Raw genomic sequence first — 20,272 nt, 5'->3', positions numbered from 1 at the left:
TGGGTATACTCCAGGGGATGTCTGAGAATACCCGCACTCTCTATCCTGACTCCGGAGTTCACCTTTCGATGCTAAAACGCCTGCTGTCCCCTCTCACCTTGTTTAACCAACTGGCATTGATAGTGCTGTTGTTGGCGTTGCTCGGTGTTGCGGGAATGAGCCTGGCGGGTTGGCTGGCACAAGGTATTCAGGGCAACGCGCACGCTATCAACAAAGCCGGGTCGATGCGCATGCAGAGCTATCGTCTGCTGGCCGCCATTCCGCTCACCGAACAAGACAGCGCCCTGCTCGGCGAGATGGAAAAGACCAGCTGGAGCAACGATTTAGCGCAAGCCGCACAGCAGGATGGGCAACAAGACAAATTAGCTGCACTGCAACATTACTGGCGCGAGGTGCTAGAACCCGCACTGCGTCGTGCCCAGAATGCCGACCAGGTCAAACCGCATGTCGCGGGCTTCGTCGGGCGCATAGACCAACTGGTCACCACCTTTGATCACACCACCGAACTGCGCCTGCAGCGAATTATTCAGCTACAAATGGGCATGGCCGCGTTAATGGGTTTGCTGATCATTTTCACCGTCATCTGGTTACGCAAACGCCTGCTACGCCCGTGGCAAAAATTATTAACTATGGCTCAGGCGATTGGCCAGCGTGACTTCACCCATCGCGTGCAGGTACGCGGGCGAAATGAGATGGCAACGCTGGGCATCGCCTTAAACAGTATGTCGGCGGAACTGGCAGAAAGTTACGCCAGCCTTGAGCAGCGCGTGCGCGAGAAAACCGCCGGGCTTGAGCAAAAGAATCAGATGTTATCGTTTCTCTATCAGGCTAATCGCCGCCTGCACTCGCAGGCTCCGCTGTGCCAGCGCCTGTCTCCGGTACTCAGCGAACTACAGCATTTGACACCGCTGCGGAATCTCGAATTGCGGGTGTATGAGTATGAAGATGAAGAGAATTACGAAGAATACACCTACCAGCCAGACAGCAGTTGCGAAGCCAGCGGCTGCAATCTTTGCCCACGCGAACCAGCACCGCAGCCTTGCGAATCCACGCCGCAAAAGTGGCGATTAACCGACAACCACATTCAATATGGCCTGGTGCTGGCGCAATTACCGATCGGCTGCAGTCTGACGCACGACCAGCAGCAATTAGTGCTGACCCTGATGGAACAACTGACGGCCACTCTCGCGCTGGAAAGGCAATATGAACGCCAACAGCAACTGGTGGTGATGGAAGAGCGTTCCGCCATTGCCCGTGAACTGCACGACTCCATCGCCCAATCGCTATCCTGCCTGAAGATGCAGGTCAGCTGTTTGCAAATGCAGGGGGCCACGCTGCCGCCTGAGATGCAGACCTTACTCAGCCAGATGCGCAGCGAACTGAATACTTCATGGCGACAGTTGCGCGAACTGCTGACCACTTTCCGCCTGCAGTTAATCGAGCCAGGACTGCGTCCGGCGCTTGAAGAGAGTTGCCGCGAGTTTAGTGAAAAACTGGGTTTCCCGGTGGTTCTTGATTATCAAGTACCGCCGCGTCTGGTGCCCTCACATCAGGCGATTCATCTGGTGCAAATCACCCGTGAAGCGTTGAATAACTGCCTCAAACACGCCCGCGCCACCGCATGTGGGGTAAGCGTGATACATCGCGAGAATCAAATGACCTTAACCATATGGGATAACGGTCGTGGTATCCCCGACAACGGCGAGCGGCGCAATCATTACGGACTGATCATTATGCGTGACCGCGCGCAGAGTCTGAAAGGTGACTGCCAGGTACTGGCGCGCCCAAATGGCGGTACCCAGATCGTCGTCAGTTTTATCCCCGAAATAGCCACAGGAGCCAATCATGAGTCACCCTGAAGCCTCAACCATTTTGCTCATCGACGATCATCCGATGCTGCGTACTGGTGTTAAACAATTGATCAGTATGGCGCCGGAGTTAGCCGTCGTGGGTGAAGCGGGCAATGGTGCGCAAGGCGTGCTACTGGCGGAGGAACTCGACCCGGATCTGATTCTGCTGGATTTGAATATGCCGGGTATGAACGGTCTGGAAACGCTGGATTGCCTGCGTGAAAAACCGCTTTCTGGCCGCATCGTGGTGTTTAGCGTGTCGAACCATGAAGAAGATGTGGTGACGGCGCTGAAAAGAGGCGCAGATGGTTATTTGTTGAAAGACATGGAACCGGAAGATTTGCTGAAAGCCTTGCAACAAGCCGCCGCCGGTGAAATGGTACTGAGTGAAGCGTTAACGCCAGTGCTGGCTGCCAGTTTGCGCGCCAACCGCGCCACCTCTGACCGTGATGTGAATCTGCTTACGCCGCGCGAGCGCGACATTCTCAAACTTATCGCCCAGGGCTTGCCGAACAAGATGATCGCACGCCGTCTGGACATCACCGAAAGTACGGTGAAGGTTCACGTTAAGCATTTGTTGAAGAAGATGAAGCTTAAATCCCGCGTTGAAGCGGCGGTGTGGGTGCATCAGGATCGTATTTTCTGATGGTTTGAATGATGGAAAAGAATGGTGGATGACGCTGCGCTTATCCACCCTACAAAATCCCGTCATCCGACATGACAGCCATCCGACATAACCTACTATTCGGGCAACAACTCATATCTGGGGTCACCAACCGGGTTGACAATCAACGGCTCCGCCAGCTGCAGCGTAATCCAGTTAGAGGTCACTTTCTGGCCTTTATCATCCTCGATAACTACCGAAAGACGGAACTCATTGGGCCCTTGCTCGCTCCATGCTGGCATAATCATGCTCCAACCGCTGGTGTCACGATTATCTGCAGGTGGCGTCAAACTCAGCGCCTGGGTGTCACCCTGCCAGATTACGCTGCGGATACCATGACTGGCGCGGATTTGCAGCTTCAGTGCCACAGTCTCACCAGGCTGTAATTCCCAGGGCGGTGTTGCCAAAAAGACCGCCAGCGTTTTACGTTGACGATATTCCATCACCGGCAGCGAATTACGTTCCACGTTGTCGTAGCGGCTACCGCGCAGCGAACTGGTGGTGGCGACCTCAGCCGCAGAAATCTGCTTACTCACCGGCACACCAAAACGATAATTCACTTTCAGGCCAAGGTTATCCTGCGAGACACCACTTTCCCCCTGCTTATGCTGGGCGGTCAGCGTCAATAACGGGATGGGGGTATAATTCAGCCCCATCGTCACCGCCACCGGGTTGCGATAACCGGTGCCGCTATCAAACAGGTCAACGCTGTTACCAAAATACTTCTCAAAGCTCAGGCTAGTATTGATGTGCCGGTAAAACGGTAACCAGGCCTGTGCGGTCACGTCGTAACCCCGTGCCAGGCGCTGCTCCATCGTTTCACTTTCGCCTTCTTGCCAGTTTTTTAGCGGTTGATAGAAATTTGTCGAAAGACGTAGATATTCGCCCCACGCTTCGGCACCAAACCCTGCGCGCTGCGAATGGGTGGAAAGCTGATTGTCGTAAAACGCGTTGTAGCCCAGCAACCAGTCACCGGCAACCCAACGTTGCCCGGCCCCAAGGTTGCCGATGGTGCCATCATCGCGCTGGGTAAACCCCACCTGGCTCCAGGTCAAATAACGGCTGTTATCTTCCCACGGGCTAAACAGCGAGGCGTTGCTGCCATTCCAGTTACCGTGTTCATCCACCCGTAAATTGATACTGGCTTTACCCCACGGCGATAACAGCGATTCCGCTTCGTTGGTCACTTTGCTGGTTAACACATCGCGCAACCGGGCAAAAGCGAACATCCGCGCCTGATCGCCCGCATCCAGCCCATCATCCACCATGCTCGCTTCACCGAATTTCTTCGCCATGGCGGCGATTTCCCGCGCCGTGGCATCGCTTTCCGGCGCCATGCCTAAGTCCGGTAATTGTTCGGTGGTTTGGTCAAAAGGATTTTCGGCTTGTTCGATAAAGGTCTGCCGGGTACTGGCAGCCCCTCCAGCGCTGAGGAGTGCATAAGACAGGGTAAAAAATGGAACGGCTTTTCTAAACATCTGGAAATTATAACATCTCAACCCTGCAATTCACGCCCAAACTGGTAAACACAGATTACTCTGGGTTTTATAAGGTATGATTTGCGTTCACCCAGGAAGGAGGAAATATGCAGAAGATTGTGATGATTGCCAACGGGGCTGCTTATGGCAGCGAATCTCTGTTCAACAGCCTGCGTCTGGCGATTGCGCTATGCGACCAGCAGCCACAGCCGCAAGTGAAATTGTTTTTAATGTCTGATGCGGTGACCGCCGGTTTGCGCGGCCAAAAACCGGCTGAGGGCTATAACATCCAGCAAATGCTGGAGATTTTAACGGCGCAGAATGTACCAGTGAAATTATGCAAAACCTGCACCGACGGGCGTGGTATCACGGCTCTGCCATTGGTAGATGGCGTAGAGATTGGCACGCTAGTGGAATTGGCGGAGTGGACGCTGAGCGCCGATAAAGTATTAACCTTCTGATAGCCACTTTATTCCGGCCCTCAGCAGAAGGCCGGAATGATCTTTCAGGCAAATCCAGGCTGTAGCCCTTCGTCATCTTTCGGTTGGAGCCATGCTCTAACTTTATTCACCAGCTCATCCAGACAATCATCTTGCATCCCGCGCTTCATCAGTTCTTGTTCCAGCGAAAACAGATATTGCGCATTTGTGCCCAATGGGCCGCTGGCGGCGGCAATCAGTGGGGCAATGATTTCAGCACGGGTATCAGCTTCGTAGAGTGGATGGCGCGGGTCCATGATAAACACCAGAGCATTCACCACGCGGCCATCATCCAGTTCCAGTTTGCACCAGGTGGGTAAGTAACAGCCGGTGATCATTTCTCGCTTCCAGACCAGCGTCAGTTCGTCTTCAAGCATCGCTTCAGGCAGACGGTACGCAAGACCGGTGGTGCGCCCGCCCTCTTTTAGCGCCAGCATGCGTCCCGGTTGGCAAGCGGTGCCGCGCCCGGCGGTTAAACGTAAACAAAATGCACGATGCCAGCCAACAAGCGTGCCTGCGGCTGACTCTTCATATTCGAATGCCGGGTTCCACATCAGGGAACCATAGCCAAAAATCCATACCGGACTGTTATCGGGACGACAAGCCAGCGTTGCAGCAAGAGAAGCCAGACGCTGTTCAGGGGTCCACAACAACGATTCCTCAATGGAACCAAAAGCTGTCTTACAATCCGCTTTCATTAAGAAATCACGCGTTAACACGATACACCTCCGCCACTGCATACTTCCTTGTCACGTCAGATGCGCCTTCCGGGCTTTTTAAAACTGCTTACTATTAGTAACAGTCTATAAGAAAACATATGCAATCTGCGGGACTCTGGCAAGTTTGACGAGGATCACAAAACAGCAAAAATGTCATATTAACTTGCCATACTGAAAGGTGTGGCAGCGTTTGGATAGCAATATCAATAGATTAAGTGTTGGATAAGGTTTTCTTATGTCATTTATCATCACTACCTTCCAGTTAATTGCTTTACATGAATGTATATCCACTTGTTTTGTATTGACTAAAATCACCAAACATTGATTTTCATTCATCAGTAATACTATAGCTATGAAAGCGGTAAAACTGAGTAAATTTCCGCAGAAATCCAACATTGTTTGCTATTTTAACGGGGTTTTAATGTCTGACTATAATGAAGAAATGGCTTAGCACCTCTGGATATGGAGAAGTATTTTGACGAAAACACAACATGAGGCGGTGAAAACCCGTCATAAGGAGAGTTCCCTCATTTTCCCGGTATTAGCGCTGGTGGTACTGGTTTTATGGGGAGGAAGCCAGTCAATGTCGGCGGTAGTGGGTATCAACATTCTGGCGCTGGTGGGTATTTTAAGTAGCGCCTTTAGCGTGGTACGCCATGCAGACGTTTTGGCGCACCGTTTAGGTGAACCTTACGGTTCCCTGATTCTGAGTCTTTCTGTAGTTATTCTTGAAGTCAGCCTGATTTCCGCATTAATGGCAACCGGTGATGCTGCGCCGACACTGATGCGTGACACGCTCTATTCCATCATCATGATTGTGACTGGCGGGCTGGTGGGTTTCTCATTGCTGTTGGGTGGCCGTAAATTCGCCACGCAATATATGAATTTGTTCGGCATCAAACAGTATTTAATCGCGCTGTTTCCGCTGGCTGTCATCGTCCTGGTGTTACCGACCGCGCTGCCAGCAGGCAACTTTAGCACCGGCCAGGCGTTAATGGCGGCCGCGATTTCAGCGGCGATGTATGGCGTGTTCTTGTTAATTCAGACCCGTACGCACCAAAGCCTGTTCGTTTACGAGCATGAAGATGAGTCTGACGACGACGACCCGCATCATGGTAAGCCATCTGCGCATAGCAGCACCTGGCATTCCATTTGGTTAATCGTGCATCTGGTAGCGGTAATTGCGGTCACTAAAATGAATGCCGGCCCGCTGGAGTCACTGCTAACGACACTGAATGCACCTGCGCAATTTACTGGCTTCCTGGTGGCATTATTGATTCTCTCGCCTGAAGGCCTGGGGGCGTTGAAAGCAGTATTGAGTAACCAGGTTCAGCGAGCCATGAATCTGTTCTTTGGCTCGGTACTGGCGACGATTTCACTGACAGTCCCTGCGGTGACGCTGATTGCGATGTTGACGGGCAACGACCTGACCTTTGGTTTAGGGATGCCGGAGTTGGTAGTCATGCTAACTTCGCTAGTGTTATGCCAGATTTCGTTTTCAACCGGGCGCACCAATGTGCTCAACGGCACCGCGCACCTTGCGCTGTTTGCCGCTTATTTGATGACGATTTTTGCCTGACGAATTTGCGTCATAAAAAAAGCTCTTATCGTGAGATAAGAGCTTTTTATTTTGGTGGATGACGCTCGCGCTTATCCACCCTACCACGTCAAAAAGTCTGATTTTTGTAGGGCGGATAAGTGCAACGTCATCCGCCATTAGTCCTGACTTACTTGCTGGTATCCAGTGGTTCGAAATTCTTCACCAGATCGTCAATCGCTTTGATTTGCTTGAGGAATGGCTCGAGCTTCGCCAGCGGCAATGCAGATGGGCCATCACAACGTGCGTTATCTGGGTCCGGGTGCGCTTCGATAAACAGACCTGCCAGGCCAGTCGCCATACCGGCACGAGCCAGTTCAGTCACCTGCGCACGACGGCCGCCCGACGCTGAACCAAACGGGTCGCGGCATTGCAGAGCATGTGTCACGTCGAAAATAACCGGTGAACCGTTAGATACCTGCTTCATTACGCTAAAACCGAGCATGTCGACAACCAGGTTGTCGTAACCGAAGTTCGCGCCACGGTCACACAGGATAATCTGGTCGTTACCGCCTTCGTGGAATTTATCAACGATGTTACCCATTTGACCAGGGCTGACGAACTGAGGCTTCTTGACGTTGATCACCGCACCGGTTTTCGCCATCGCTTCTACCAGATCGGTCTGGCGGGCGAGGAACGCAGGCAGCTGAATCACATCAACTACATCGGCAACAGGTTGTGCCTGGCTTGCTTCATGAACGTCAGTGATGATTTTCACGCCGAAGGTTTGCTTCAGTTCCTGGAAAATCTTCATCCCTTCTTCGAGGCCTGGGCCACGATAAGAGTTGATGGATGAACGGTTGGCTTTATCGAAGGACGCTTTGAACACGTATGGAATGCCCAGTTTCTGGGTCACGGTGACGTAATGCTCACAAATACGCATTGCAAGGTCGCGTGATTCCAGTACGTTCATGCCGCCAAACAGCACAAACGGCAGGTCGTTTGCGACGTTGATGTCACCAATCTTAACCACTTTTTGTTCCATCTTTATCTCGCCTTGTTGGGAAACATTTAAAAATTTAGCATCAGTGCAAAGTGACCTGTTTTTGCGAAATCGAATTAATTTGCGCTTTGATCATCTCGCTAATCGGGTCTTCCGGGCACTGCTCGACAAAATAGCTGAGATCGGTAAGAGCCACGTGTTCGCAATCAAGCTGCGCATAAATTAAGCCACGATCGCGAATTTCATACGGGTCTTCCGGATTAAACTGGAGCAACGTTTCACTGGTACGCAGTGCCAGTTCCATTTGACGTTCTTCCATCAGCGCAGATTTAAGGGTGTCGAGTAATTTACGCACCACTTCCGCGTTATCAGCTTCATCTAAATCTTCATCGAACAGTTCAGCTGTTGGCCCGACATTACCTTTCAACCACACTTCCAGCGTATGTTCGTTGAGCGTATCGCCGTTAAATGGGTTGATCAGCCACATTTCGCCGTCCATCCAGTCGCCACGCAAAATTAGCTGCGTGGGGAAAATTACAGGATTTAACGGGATATCAAGGCGCTCGGCAATCCATAACAGAATCGCCCCCAAAGACACCGCACTTCCCTGGCGTTTTGTCAGCACTTTATCAAGCCACAATGCATCGGATAAACGGTAAACGCCGCTGGAGTCTTTAAAACCCCAACTGCCATAAAACAGCTCGACTAATTTTTCGAGTTGCACATCCTGGTGCTGACCTTCGCAGATCTCTTCCCGCGCCAGGCTTGCCAGGCTTTCCAGTTGTGCACGCACTTCTTCTGCCGGGAAATCATCACGGATCAACTGCGAGACTAAAATCATGCCCTCGCACAACGGCGCCTGATTGAATTCGAAATCGGCTAACGACCTCATGACTTACCCCAGTAATGGTATTTTGGTGGTGGCGAGTTTAATGATGATGTAAAGCACCACCAGCGCCAGCAAAAAGGCAAATAGCCGGATCTGCTGACTGCGCGGGCGTTTGCCCAGCACGATAAACCCTAAAACGATATAGATAATAACGCCAAATAGCTTCTCAGTCAGCCATGCACCTTGCGGCGTGAAGGGATAGAAATGCGTAATCATCACCAGTGCAGCACCGCTGACCAGCAATAGCGTATCATTCACATGCGGCACAATGCGCACCCAGCGCTTGTTCGACATGGCTGAATCGCGGTATTGCCACCAGTAGCGTAAAACGAACAAACTCACGGAAATGATAACCGTCAGAATATGAAAATGCTTGAGCGCGAAGTAAGTTGCCATTTTGCTCAGTTCCTTATCTTTAGAAAAAGCGTCCTGTTGTCAGACGGTCATTGCCACCGTAATCCTGACAGCTTTGTATCTCGGTATATCCGGCGTCGCTAAACAGTTCACGAACTTGTGCTGCCTGTTGCCAACCGTGTTCGAGCAATAACCAACCGCCCGATTCAAGGAAGTTGCGCGATGTTTCCACCAGCGTGCGTAAATCGGCCAAACCGTGGTTATCAGCCACCAGCGCACTGCGAGGTTCAAAGCGAACATCACCCTGTAAAAGGTGCGGATCTTCCTCATCAATATAGGGTGGATTACTGACAATCACGGCAAAACGCTGCGTATTGAGCGCACTAAACCAGTTGCTTTGCAAGACCTCAACGTTGGTTATTCCAAGGCGACTCGCATTATCGCGCGCAAGTTCAACCGCATCAGGTATCAAGTCCAGTGCGACAACGTCACAATCCGGGCGCTCGCTGGCAATCGCCAACGCAATCGCCCCGGTACCGGTGCCTAAGTCCAGCACGGAACACGCGGTGGCAGGCATTCTGGCGAGGGCTTGTTCGACAAGGCATTCGGTATCAGGGCGCGGAATAAGCGTCACCGGCGATACGCGCAAAGGCAGCGACCAAAACTCACGCTCGCCAACCAAATGCGCGATAGGCTCGCCCTTCACACGTCTTGCCAGCAAAACAGCAAGTTGTTGCTGTTGCTCGGCTGCCAGCTCGGTTTCACCAAAAGCGAGGATGAAGGTTCGTGCTTTACCGGTGACAAAACCCAGCAGGATTTCCGCGTCGCGACGCGGACTTTCACTTTCCTGAAGCTGGGCAATTGCCTGTTGTAACCAGTGTTTAAAATCCATTAATCCTGCTCAGACAGCGCCGCTAACTGGTCTGCCTGGAACTCCTGCACGATAGGTTCGATCAATGCGTCGAGTTTCCCTTCCATCACTTCATCCAGACGGTATAACGTCACGTTGATGCGATGGTCGGTTACACGGCCTTGCGGGAAGTTATAAGTACGGTTGCGGTCTGAACGATCGCCACTGCCCAGCAAATTGCGGCGCGTTGAAGCTTCTTCCTGTTGGCGTTTTGCTATTTCAGCGGCACGAATACGCGAACCCAATACCGAAAGCGCTTTGGCTTTGTTTTTATGCTGGGAACGTTCGTCCTGGCATTCCACTACGATCCCGGTCGGTAAGTGGGTAATACGAATTGCAGAGTCGGTGGTGTTAACGTGCTGACCGCCCGCGCCCGAGGAACGGAAGGTGTCGATACGCAAATCACCTGGGTTGATATCTGGCAATTCCGCTTCAGGAATTTCTGGCATCACCGCGACGGTACAAGCGGAAGTATGGATACGCCCCTGAGATTCAGTTGCCGGAACACGCTGCACGCGATGACCGCCGGACTCAAACTTCAAACGGCCGTAAACACCTTCACCACTGATTTTGGCGATTACTTCTTTAAAGCCACCATGTTCACCGTCGTTGGCGCTCAGTATTTCAACTTTCCAGCGACGTGCTTCTGCGTAACGGCTGTACATACGGAACAGGTCACCGGCAAAAATAGCCGCTTCATCACCGCCGGTCCCGGCACGAACTTCCACAAAAGCGTTGCGTTCGTCATCAGGATCTTTTGGCAGCAGCAAGACTTGCAGTTGTTGTTCTAATTCTTCGCTGTCGCTTTTCGCCTGGTTTAATTCTTCTTGCGCCATTTCGCGCATTTCCGGGTCATCGAGCATGCTTTGTGCGGTTTCAATATCTTCCTGCACTTGACGCCATTTCAGGAAGCAACTGGAAACGTCACTTAACTGGGCATATTCACGTGACAAAGCACGGAAACGATCCTGGTCGGCAATTGTGGCAGCATCCCCAAGCAGTGCCTGAACTTCTTCATGGCGCTCTTGCAGAGCTTCTAGTTTGGCAACGATAGAAGACTTCATGGGCGGTGTTTCACCTTGTAATAAGAGTTTATTTGCTAATCCAGCCCGAGGCTGTTGCGCAGAATCTGCAGGCGTTCGTCATCCCCGTCACGGGCAGCCTGCGTGAGCGATTTGGTTGGAGCGTGGATCAGGCGGTTGGTTAATTTCCATGCCAAATCCTGAAGGACTGTTTCGGCATCGGCACCCTGATGGAGCGCGGCGATAGCCTTAGCAGCCAGGTCATCACGAACCTGTTCTGCTTGTGTGCGGTATTCACGGATAGTTTCCGTTGCGCTTTGGGCACGCAACCAGGCCATGAACTCACCACTTTCCTGTGCGACAATCGTTTCAGCTTCAACGGCGGCAGCCTTGCGCTGCGCGAGGTTGCTTTGAATTATCGCCTGAAGGTCGTCAACGCTATACAGATAGGCGTTCGCCAGTTTGCCTACTTCCGGCTCAACATCGCGCGGGACGGCGATGTCGACTAACAGTAACGGCTGGTTGCGGCGAGCTTTTAACGCGCGTTCGACCATGCCTTTACCAATGATTGGCAGTGGGCTGGCGGTGGAACTAATAATAATGTCAGCTTCCTGCAAGCGAGAATCAATGTCACTCAGGCTTATTACCTCGGCACCGACTTCATCAGCCAGCACCTGAGCGCGTTCACGCGTGCGGTTGGCAATAATCATCTTCTGAACGTTGTGTTCACGTAAATGACGCGCCGCCAGTTCAATGGTTTCACCCGCACCAACCAGCAACACGGTGACAGTCGATAAGGATTCGAAAATTTGTCGTGCCAGGGTGCAGGCCGCGAACGCAACGGATACGGCACTCGCGCCGATTTCGGTTTCGGTGCGAACACGCTTGGCAACGGAGAAGGACTTCTGGAACATGCGCTCCAGTTCGCTGGAAAGCGAATGCCCTTTTTGTGAGTCGGCAAAGGCCTTTTTAACCTGCCCGAGGATTTGTGGCTCGCCGAGCACCAGCGAATCAAGACCACTTGCGACACGCATTAAATGGGTGACTGCGTCGTTGTCGTGATGCCAGTACAGGCTTTTACGCACTTCCTCTTCGTTGAGGTTGTGGTAATTACATAGCCAGCGCACGAGCTGCTCGTGCAGGTCTTCCTGTTCTTCGACGCTCAGATACAGCTCAGTCCGGTTACACGTCGACAACACCACCCCACCTTGCACCATCGGCTGTTCGAGCAGGCTGTTCAATGCCTGGTCGAGCGTGTCCGGCGAAAACGTAACACGTTCTCGCAACGAGACTGGAGCTGTTTTATGGTTGATGCCAAGCGCTAAAAGGGTCATTGAGCGGTCTGAGTAATACCGATGTTGATAAGGATTAACTCGGCGCATCATACAGGATGCGTGCAGTCAATAAAAGGGAGCCACTCCTTGTGGGGTATCACTACAATTAATGATTTAAGACAACATGACCATAGACGACCTGACTATGCGCCGCTAGCATAAACAGTTAACAACTAAAATTAATGAGAAGGAACCGTTGCCTCTATGTCTATGACGAAAGCCCGTCTGCTGCGCCTTGCGCCACTGGCAAGCCTTATTTTGACTGCTTGTGTCACGCCAAAACCAAGCGGTCCAGGCAAAAGTCCTGACTCTCCGCAGTGGTTACAACACCAGCAACAAGTACAAAAAATCACCCAATATCAAACACGTGGTGCTTTTGCTTATCTCTCCGATAGTCAAAAAGTTTATGCACGCTATAACTGGCAACAAACCTCGCCGGATCGCTATCGCTTATTATTGACTAACCCGTTAGGCAGCACCGAGCTTGAGCTCAATGCGCAGCCTGGTGTCGTGCAACTGACCGACCGCAATGGCAAAAAGTACGTCGCCGATAATGCAGAAGAGATGGTGGGTAAATTGACGGGAATGCCTATTCCGCTCAATAGCCTGCGTCAATGGATCCTCGGCCTGCCGGGTGAGGCCACTGACTATAAAATTGATGCTCAATATCGCCTGAGTGAAATCAACTACACCCAGGACGGCAAAACCTGGAAAGTGGTGTATAGCGATTATGACGACAGTGTGCAGCCTGCTCTGCCGTCAAATATGGAACTGCGCGAAGGCTCACAGCGTATCAAACTCAAAATGGATAACTGGACAGTCAAATAATGAGAAAACGTTGGCCATCCCCAGCAAAACTGAATTTATTTTTGTATATCACCGGTCGTCGTGAAGACGGATACCATAATTTACAAACTTTATTTCAGTTCCTTGATTATGGCGACACCCTCAGCATTGAGCCGACAAATGATGGTCAAATTCGCTTAGCTACTCCGATTGAAGGGGTGCCGGATGAAGAGAATTTAATTGTCCGCGCGGCTCGATTATTGCAAGACACCGCCCTGCTGATGGGCACGTTGCCGCAGGGTGCTGGGGCAGAAATCAGCGTTGAAAAACGATTGCCAATGGGCGGCGGTTTAGGTGGCGGGTCATCAAATGCAGCAACAGTGTTGGTGGCGCTAAACCATGTGTGGAACACCGGCCTGACTGAAGATCAACTGGCGGCGTTGGGTATCACTCTCGGCGCCGACGTCCCCGTATTCGTGCGTGGATTTGCCGCTTTTGCCGAAGGTGTTGGTGAGAAGCTCACCCCCGTCTCTCCACCGGAAAAGTGGTACCTGGTTGCACATCCTGGCGTCAGCATTCCCACGCCTGTCATTTTCAAAGATCCAGAGCTACCACGAAATACCCCGATCAGATCAATTGACACGTTATTAAACTGTGAATTTGGTAATGATTGTGAGGTTATCGCAAGAAAACGTTTTCGTAAGGTTGATGAGCTGCTTTCCTGGCTGTTAGAATACGCGCCGTCGCGCCTGACCGGCACCGGCGCTTGTGTGTTTGCTGAATTTGACACCGAGAACGCTGCCCGCCAGGTGCTTAAGCAAGCCCCGGAATGGCTGCATGGGTTTGTTGCGCGAGGCGTTAATGTCTCCCCGCTGCATCAGGCCATATCCGGGCAAGCTGAGTATTGGTGACAACGTCACCTTGTTTCAGACGTTGCATCAAGCTCTTTATACACCGCCTGGATGGCGCTACCCCGCCCGCATAAGCTGCGGTAGTTCCATCCGCCACTGGACGCATGCCTGAGGTTTTTCTCGTGCCTGATATGAAGCTTTTTGCTGGTAACGCCACCCCGGAACTAGCACAACGTATTGCCAACCGCCTGTACACCTCCCTTGGTGACGCCGCCGTCGGTCGTTTTAGCGACGGAGAAGTAAGCGTACAAATCAACGAAAATGTACGCGGTGGTGATATTTTCATCATCCAGTCCACCTGTGCACCAACTAATGACAACCTTATGGAATTGGTTGTTATGGTCGACGCCCTGCGCCGTGCTTCTGCAGGTCGTATCACCGCTGTTATCCCTTACTTTGGTTATGCTCGTCAGGATCGCCGTGTGCGTTCCGCCCGTGTGCCAATCACCGCGAAAGTGGTTGCTGACTTCCTCTCAAGTGTTGGGGTTGACCGTGTTCTCACCGTGGACTTGCACGCAGAACAGATTCAGGGCTTCTTCGATGTTCCTGTAGATAACGTTTTCGGTAGCCCAATCCTGCTAGAAGATATGCTGCAAATCGGCCTGGAAAACCCAATCGTGGTTTCTCCAGATATCGGTGGCGTTGTGCGTGCTCGTGCTATCGCAAAACTGCTTAACGATACCGACATGGCTATCATCGACAAACGTCGTCCTCGCGCTAACGTTTCCCAGGTTATGCATATCATCGGTGATGTATCTGGCCGTGATTGTGTACTGGTTGACGATATGATCGATACCGGCGGCACTCTGTGCAAAGCAGCTGAAGCACTGAAAGAGCGTGGTGCTAAACGTGTGTTTGCTTACGCAACTCACCCGATTTTCTCCGGCAATGCGGTTCACAACCTGCGTAACTCCGTGATCGACGAAGTTATCGTATGTGACACCATCCCACTGTCTGATGAAATCAAAGCACTGCCTAACGTCCGCACCCTGACTCTGTCTGGCATGTTGGCTGAAGCTATTCGCCGTATCAGCAATGAAGAATCAATCTCTGCGATGTTCGAGCACTAATCGAACTCGTTTAAAAAAACCCGCTGCGGCGGGTTTTTTCTTTTGTAGTATGTATTTATTAAACCAATGCCTCCTTCACCTGCCATATCCCTCATAAATGACAGATGATGCGCTCACGGATGGAATCAAAGTGAAAAACGTATCTTCTTCTATATTACCTTTCCGCGCTCTGGTAGACGCTTGTTGGCGAGAGAAATACACGGTTTCTCGTTTTAGCCGCGATGTTATCGCTGGTATTACCGTAGGGATTATTGCTATTCCCCTGGCGATGGCGTTAGCGATTGGCAGCGGTGTCGCCCCGCAGTATGGCCTGTATACTTCAGCGATTGCCGGGATTGTGATTGCCTTAAGCGGCGGTTCACGTTTCAGTGTTTCCGGCCCAACAGCGGCGTTTGTGGTGATCCTCTATCCGGTGGCGCAACAGTTCGGCCTTGCGGGTTTACTCATCGCCACATTGATGTCCGGCGTGTTTCTTATTTTGTTTGGTTTGGCGCGGTTTGGCCGCCTGATTGAATACATCCCGCTTTCCGTAACACTCGGTTTTACCTCCGGGATTGGGATTACCATCGCCACTATGCAGGTGAAAGATTTCTTTGGCCTGACGCTGGAACACGTGCCGGAACACTACCTGAATAAAGTGGCGGCGCTGGCGATGGCAATGCCAACGATTAATCTCGGCGATGCGGCAATTGGCATCGTGACACTCGGCGTGTTGATTCTCTGGCCGCGTTTTGGCATTCGTTTACCCGGCCACTTACCGGCACTGCTGGCAGGCTGTGCCACCATGGCAGCGGTACATGCAGCAGGCTTCGATGTGGCGACTATCGGCTCACGCTTCCACTATGTATTGGCTGACGGCACCCAGGGCAATGGCATTCCACAACTGTTGCCACAACTGATGCTGCCGTGGAATATTCCCAACTCAAACTTCACGCTGAGCTGGGATTCTTTAAGCGCCCTGCTCCCGGCAGCCTTTTCGATGGCGATGCTCGGCGCAATTGAATCGCTGCTGTGCGCCGTGGTGTTAGATGGTATGACGGGCACCAAACATAACGCCAACAGCGAACTTATCGGCCAGGGGATGGGCAATATCATTGCGCCATTCTTTGGTGGGATTACTGCCACCGCCGCCATTGCCCGGTCAGCCGCCAACGTGCGCGCTGGCGCAACATCACCGATGGCTGCCGTGATTCACGCATTGCTGGTGATTATGGCGTTATTGGTGCTGGCCCCTCTGCTTTCCTGGTTGCCGCTTTCCGCAATGGCCGCCCTGCTGCTAATGGTGGCGTGGAATATGAGTGAAGCGCATAAAGTGGTCAGCCTGCTGCGCCGTGCGCCGAAAGACGACATCATCGTCATGCTTATCTGCATGTCGTTAACGGTGCTGTTCGATATGGTTATCGCGATTAGCGTGGGGATTGTGCTGGCCTCTTTACTGTTTATGCGTCGCATTGCCCGCATGACCCGTCTGGCACCGGTAAACATTCCTACGCCAGAAGGTGTGCTGGCATTACGCGTCACCGGGCCGCTATTCTTCGCCGCCGCCAAGGGATTATTTAATGATCTCGCCCAGCGCGTTGAGCAAAATCATCTGATTATTTTGCAATGGGATGCCGTTCCGGTACTGGATGCCGGTGGACTGGATGCGTTTCAACGTTTTGTGGAAAAACTGCCGGAAGGTTGCGAGTTGCGGGTAACTAACCTGGAGTTTCAGCCGCTTAAAACGCTGGCTCGTGCGGGTGTTAAGCCCATTGCGGGTCGCCTTGCTTTCTTCCCGGATATTCAGGCTGCATTGGCTGAGTAAAGTTTTTGCCAAAAAAAACGGTTCTGCGACAGAACCGTTTTCATTTTCTAAATTTAGTTAACTATGTTTATGGCTGTCATCGCGGCGGCAACGTTTATCAAAGTGGCGCACCCACCAGTAACGGTCACCTACTTGTTCGTGCCCACCGACACGCGCACCAGCCAGCCAAAGCACCGCACCAACAAAAATGCTTAACACAGCACCGTGGGCGAAATATTGCGGGAAATTGAATTGAGGGAGTTGGTTTAAAATTGAGTAACCAACACCACCCACCATGACGACAAGCCCCAAGCCCATGAAAATGTTGCCGAGTAATGAAGCGTTTTTGCGTTTCATATGTCACCTCCGGGTGTACCTGGGTCGGCGGGGGAAATCCCCATTCCTTGTGTGTAAAGTATAGACAACACCGCTTCGAATTATGTGCGTGGGCGATCACAATTACGAATGAAAGCCTACATATATTTACAAATAACTCGCTGAATAGCATGAAATTCTAATTGTTTAGATGGTGAACTATTCAACACTTGAATAGGGATTGCATTGCTTCTTTGTCATCGAGTCCTGGGCACAGTAAACTACGCGGCTCTTGTCTGTTTTCAGGATATTAAACGTGAGCATTAAATTAATTGTTGGCCTGGCAAATCCAGGTGCGGAATATGCTGCAACCCGCCATAACGCAGGAGCCTGGTATGTGGATCTGCTTGCACAGCGCCATAATCAGTCGCTCAAAGAAGAAAGCAAATTCTTCGGTTACACAGCGCGCATAAACCTTGCCGGTGAAGATGTTCGCCTGTTGGTGCCAACCACGTTTATGAACCTCAGTGGTAAAGCTGTTGGGGCGATGGCGACATTTTTCCGCATCGCGCCAGATGAAATTCTTGTTGCGCACGATGAGTTAGATCTACCGCCAGGTGTGGCAAAATTCAAACTCGGCGGCGGCCACGGTGGCCACAATGGCCTGAAAGATATCATCAGCAAACTGGGCAATAACCCTAACTTTCACCGCTTACGCGTCGGAATCGGCCATCCTGGTGATAAAAACAAAGTTGTCGGCTTTGTGCTGGGCAAACCTCCCCTTAGCGAACAGAAGCTGATTGATGATGCAGTAGACGAAGCGGCACGTTGCACTGAGGTATGGCTGAAAGAAGGTTTAACCAAAGCCACCAATCGCCTGCACGCCTTTAAAGCGCAATAAACGTTCTCGCGGCTTTCAGCAAGGATTTCTGCGCCCGTTATATGCCGTTTGGGTGTATAATGGGGAAAGTTATGATCATTTTATCAATGAGACAACATCAACTCATTGAATATCAAGTAATTAAGGTGAATTAAACCATGGGATTCAAATGCGGTATCGTCGGCTTGCCGAACGTTGGTAAATCAACCCTGTTCAACGCGCTCACCAAAGCGGGAATCGAAGCTGCAAACTTCCCGTTCTGTACCATTGAGCCGAACACTGGTGTGGTACCAATGCCGGACCCACGTCTGGATAAACTGGCCGAAATCGTAAAACCACAGCGCATTCTGCCAACTACCATGGAGTTCGTTGATATCGCCGGTCTGGTGAAAGGCGCATCCAAAGGTGAAGGCCTGGGTAACCAGTTCCTGACCAACATTCGCGAAACCGAAGCCATCGGCCACGTAGTGCGTTGTTTTGAAAACGACAACATCATTCACGTGAATAACAAAGTTGATCCAGCCGATGACATCGAAGTCATTAACACTGAGCTGGCGCTTTCAGATCTGGATACTTGCGAACGTGCCATCCACCGCGTGCAGAAGAAAGCAAAAGGCGGCGATAAAGACGCAAAAGCTGAACTGGCTGCGCTGGAAAAATGTCTGCCACAGCTTGAGAACGCCGGTATGTTGCGTGCGCTTCCTCTGACCGAAGAAGACAAAGCGGCTATCAAATACCTGAGCTTCCTGACGCTGAAACCAACGATGTATATCGCGAACGTCAATGAAGACGGTTACGAAAACAACCCATACCTCGACAAAGTGCGCGAAATCGCCGCTGCTGAAGGTTCTGTAGTTGTTGCTGTCTGTGCCGCCGTTGAGTCTGATATTGCTGAACTCGACGATGCTGACCGTGACGAGTTCATGGCAGAAATGGGCCTGGAAGAACCTGGCCTGAACCGCGTGATCCGCGCGGGTTATGAGCTGCTGAATCTGCAAACTTACTTCACCGCGGGCGTGAAAGAAGTACGTGCATGGACTATCCCAGTTGGCGCTACAGCTCCACAAGCTGCGGGTAAAATCCACACTGACTTCGAAAAAGGCTTCATCCGTGCTCAGACTATTGCCTTCGAAGACTTCATCACCTACAAAGGTGAGCAAGGCGCGAAAGAAGCAGGCAAAATGCGTGCTGAAGGTAAAGACTACATCGTTAAAGATGGCGATGTTATGAACTTCTTGTTCAACGTTTAACCCCTCTTCACGTCTCACGGCGTTTAATAATGCCGTGCTGATTGATGAAGCAGTTAAAAATCCACGCAAAGGCGTGGATTTTTCTTTTTATGACGTCTGAGCTAATTTTATAGAAGTGCAGTTTTTGCTGAATACATGTGACATTACCCTTGGATAGTAATCCCACACACGACCTCATTCGGGCACTGCAATCGCTACCGCCCTGTAATACAGTCTGGAAAAACACGTAACCTTCAGATGAGTTAATTCCATATTAGCAACAGCAACCATGTTAATAATATTGGTATTTTATGTTATTTCCTCCATCCAGAATTGTAGCAATAATGCCTATTTTTACTTCCACCCTGCGTCCACAAGTCAATTTTCTCCAGTTATGCTAGGGAGATGTTCATTATCATATCGTCTCCACCTTTTGGTATTTCTTTGTCATGCCCTGCCCTGATAGATATAACTAATGCTATGGAGCATAGACATTGCTTAAAGAGACTGAGGATGAAAGTGCTTACTAAAAGACAACGAGATTTAATTAACATTCTAGCATCACAAAGTGGGTGGCGTTCTACTGCAGAGATAGCTCAGGTATTAAACATCTCTGCCAGTACTCTGCGCAGAGATATCGATACAGTGAATGATTATTTCTTCGGGAAAGAGAATAAAGTATCGAGTAAGCCAGGTATGGGTCTGATGCTCGAAAACTGTCACTCAATATCACTTCCTGGTGAGATATATGGCAACAATGTAAAAAATATTCTGAAAAGGGGTCATGAGCCAAGCAGCCTCTATCTTCGCCCGATTGAAGCTGCTAAAGCCGTGGTTGAACATAAAATGAGACTCTTCTCTTCAAACGGTAAAACCGAGCTCTATAACTAGTCCTCAATTAGCCCCAGATGTTGTTTTAACGTCAGGGGCTATTGGTATTCACTACTCTTAATGATTCCCTGGATGAAGAGTCACATATCCAGTGCATTTTCATCAAAACTTAACCATTTGGATTGAGCAGATTGTAGTGATGTGATGGACGCCCCTTCCTGAAGTAGC

Annotated in this window: 20 protein-coding genes; 11 read left to right on the top strand and 9 right to left on the bottom strand. The window is 51.1% G+C overall.

Annotated features, from left to right (window positions below; translation table 11 throughout):
• Positions 1-68 precede the first annotated feature (68 nt).
• Positions 69-1,859 carry a nitrate/nitrite two-component system sensor histidine kinase NarX gene (narX, locus tag D8682_RS25955; protein ID WP_121815553.1) on the top strand — a complete coding sequence of 597 codons (1,791 nt, stop codon included), beginning with the start codon at positions 69-71 and terminating at the stop codon, positions 1,857-1,859.
• Positions 1,846-2,496 carry a two-component system response regulator NarL gene (narL, locus tag D8682_RS25950; RefSeq protein ID WP_064547361.1) on the top strand — a complete coding sequence of 217 codons (651 nt, stop codon included), beginning with the start codon at positions 1,846-1,848 and terminating at the stop codon, positions 2,494-2,496. Before narX ends, narL begins: the two co-directional genes overlap by 14 nt.
• A 95-nt stretch (positions 2,497-2,591) precedes the next feature.
• Here the strand turns inward: narL and D8682_RS25945 are convergent, their stop codons facing one another.
• Positions 2,592-3,992: a YchO/YchP family invasin gene (locus tag D8682_RS25945; protein WP_121815552.1), complete on the bottom strand. Its 1,401-nt coding sequence runs from the start codon at positions 3,990-3,992 to the stop codon at positions 2,592-2,594.
• A gap of 107 nt (positions 3,993-4,099) precedes the next feature.
• On the opposite strand from D8682_RS25945, the gene D8682_RS25940 reads away from it, so the two are divergent.
• Complete coding sequence (locus D8682_RS25940) at positions 4,100-4,453, top strand: DsrE/DsrF/TusD sulfur relay family protein (RefSeq protein WP_121815551.1); 354 nt, start codon at positions 4,100-4,102, stop codon at positions 4,451-4,453.
• A 44-nt stretch (positions 4,454-4,497) separates the two neighbouring features.
• Here the strand turns inward: D8682_RS25940 and D8682_RS25935 are convergent, their stop codons facing one another.
• Positions 4,498-5,190, bottom strand: coding sequence for a gamma-glutamylcyclotransferase (locus D8682_RS25935; RefSeq protein ID WP_133523077.1), 693 nt, complete (start codon positions 5,188-5,190; stop codon positions 4,498-4,500).
• A gap of 475 nt (positions 5,191-5,665) precedes the next feature.
• On the opposite strand from D8682_RS25935, the gene chaA reads away from it, so the two are divergent.
• A complete protein-coding gene (gene chaA / locus D8682_RS25930) occupies positions 5,666-6,769 on the top strand; it encodes a sodium-potassium/proton antiporter ChaA (RefSeq protein ID WP_064547379.1) in 1,104 nt (367 codons plus the stop codon).
• Positions 6,770-6,917: 148 nt separating this feature from the next.
• Here chaA and kdsA read toward each other — a convergent pair whose 3' ends face one another.
• From kdsA to hemA, 6 genes are read right to left on the bottom strand one after another with little or no spacing between them, the layout of a single operon-like run.
• Complete coding sequence (gene kdsA / locus D8682_RS25925) at positions 6,918-7,772, bottom strand: 3-deoxy-8-phosphooctulonate synthase (RefSeq protein ID WP_064547392.1); 855 nt, start codon at positions 7,770-7,772, stop codon at positions 6,918-6,920.
• 40 nt (positions 7,773-7,812) lie between these two features.
• The gene (gene sirB1 / locus D8682_RS25920; RefSeq protein ID WP_064547394.1) at positions 7,813-8,622 is read right to left on the bottom strand and encodes an invasion regulator SirB1; all 810 of its coding nucleotides are present in this window, start codon (positions 8,620-8,622) and stop codon (positions 7,813-7,815) included.
• A gap of 3 nt (positions 8,623-8,625) precedes the next feature.
• Positions 8,626-9,015, bottom strand: a complete 390-nt coding sequence (sirB2, locus tag D8682_RS25915) for an invasion regulator SirB2 (RefSeq protein ID WP_064547396.1) — start codon at positions 9,013-9,015, stop codon at positions 8,626-8,628.
• Positions 9,016-9,034: 19 nt separating this feature from the next.
• Positions 9,035-9,865, bottom strand: coding sequence for a peptide chain release factor N(5)-glutamine methyltransferase (gene prmC / locus D8682_RS25910; protein WP_121815549.1), 831 nt, complete (start codon positions 9,863-9,865; stop codon positions 9,035-9,037).
• A complete protein-coding gene (gene prfA, locus D8682_RS25905) occupies positions 9,865-10,947 on the bottom strand; it encodes a peptide chain release factor 1 (RefSeq protein WP_064547400.1) in 1,083 nt (360 codons plus the stop codon). The genes prmC and prfA overlap by 1 nt, the downstream gene beginning before the upstream one ends.
• Before the next feature lie 35 nt (positions 10,948-10,982).
• Positions 10,983-12,239, bottom strand: a complete 1,257-nt coding sequence (gene hemA / locus D8682_RS25900) for a glutamyl-tRNA reductase (protein WP_121815784.1) — start codon at positions 12,237-12,239, stop codon at positions 10,983-10,985.
• A 204-nt stretch (positions 12,240-12,443) separates the two neighbouring features.
• On the opposite strand from hemA, the gene lolB reads away from it, so the two are divergent.
• From lolB to dauA, 4 genes are all read left to right on the top strand, one after another.
• Entirely contained in the window at positions 12,444-13,067 is a 624-nt protein-coding gene (gene lolB, locus D8682_RS25895; protein WP_064547402.1) for a lipoprotein insertase outer membrane protein LolB, read from the top strand.
• On the top strand, positions 13,067-13,936 hold the full coding sequence (ispE, locus tag D8682_RS25890; protein WP_064547404.1) for a 4-(cytidine 5'-diphospho)-2-C-methyl-D-erythritol kinase: 870 nt from the start codon (positions 13,067-13,069) through the stop codon (positions 13,934-13,936). Before lolB ends, ispE begins: the two co-directional genes overlap by 1 nt.
• A 122-nt stretch (positions 13,937-14,058) precedes the next feature.
• Positions 14,059-15,006: a ribose-phosphate diphosphokinase gene (prs, locus tag D8682_RS25885; RefSeq protein WP_008454180.1), complete on the top strand. Its 948-nt coding sequence runs from the start codon at positions 14,059-14,061 to the stop codon at positions 15,004-15,006.
• A 97-nt stretch (positions 15,007-15,103) separates the two neighbouring features.
• A complete protein-coding gene (gene dauA, locus D8682_RS25880; protein ID WP_121815548.1) occupies positions 15,104-16,810 on the top strand; it encodes a C4-dicarboxylic acid transporter DauA in 1,707 nt (568 codons plus the stop codon).
• 57 nt (positions 16,811-16,867) lie between these two features.
• Here the strand turns inward: dauA and ychH are convergent, their stop codons facing one another.
• The gene (ychH, locus tag D8682_RS25875) at positions 16,868-17,146 is read right to left on the bottom strand and encodes a stress-induced protein YchH (protein WP_064547408.1); all 279 of its coding nucleotides are present in this window, start codon (positions 17,144-17,146) and stop codon (positions 16,868-16,870) included.
• A 274-nt stretch (positions 17,147-17,420) separates the two neighbouring features.
• Between ychH and pth the strand changes: the two genes are divergently transcribed.
• The 3 genes from pth to D8682_RS26865 all read left to right on the top strand — a co-directional run bounded on the left by pth (position 17,421) and on the right by D8682_RS26865 (position 20,104).
• Complete coding sequence (gene pth / locus D8682_RS25870; protein ID WP_064547411.1) at positions 17,421-18,005, top strand: aminoacyl-tRNA hydrolase; 585 nt, start codon at positions 17,421-17,423, stop codon at positions 18,003-18,005.
• Between the two features lie 137 nt (positions 18,006-18,142).
• Entirely contained in the window at positions 18,143-19,234 is a 1,092-nt protein-coding gene (gene ychF / locus D8682_RS25865; RefSeq protein WP_064547413.1) for a redox-regulated ATPase YchF, read from the top strand.
• 492 nt (positions 19,235-19,726) lie between these two features.
• Positions 19,727-20,104: an HTH domain-containing protein gene (locus D8682_RS26865; protein ID WP_162303055.1), complete on the top strand. Its 378-nt coding sequence runs from the start codon at positions 19,727-19,729 to the stop codon at positions 20,102-20,104.
• Positions 20,105-20,272: the final 168 nt, after the last annotated feature.

The sequence above is a fragment of the Buttiauxella sp. 3AFRM03 genome (assembly GCF_003675305.1).
In the GTDB taxonomy this organism is placed as follows: domain Bacteria; phylum Pseudomonadota; class Gammaproteobacteria; order Enterobacterales; family Enterobacteriaceae; genus Buttiauxella; species Buttiauxella ferragutiae.
Note: the sequence above shows the minus strand (reverse complement) of the source record. Positions and strands in the feature narration are given on the sequence as shown.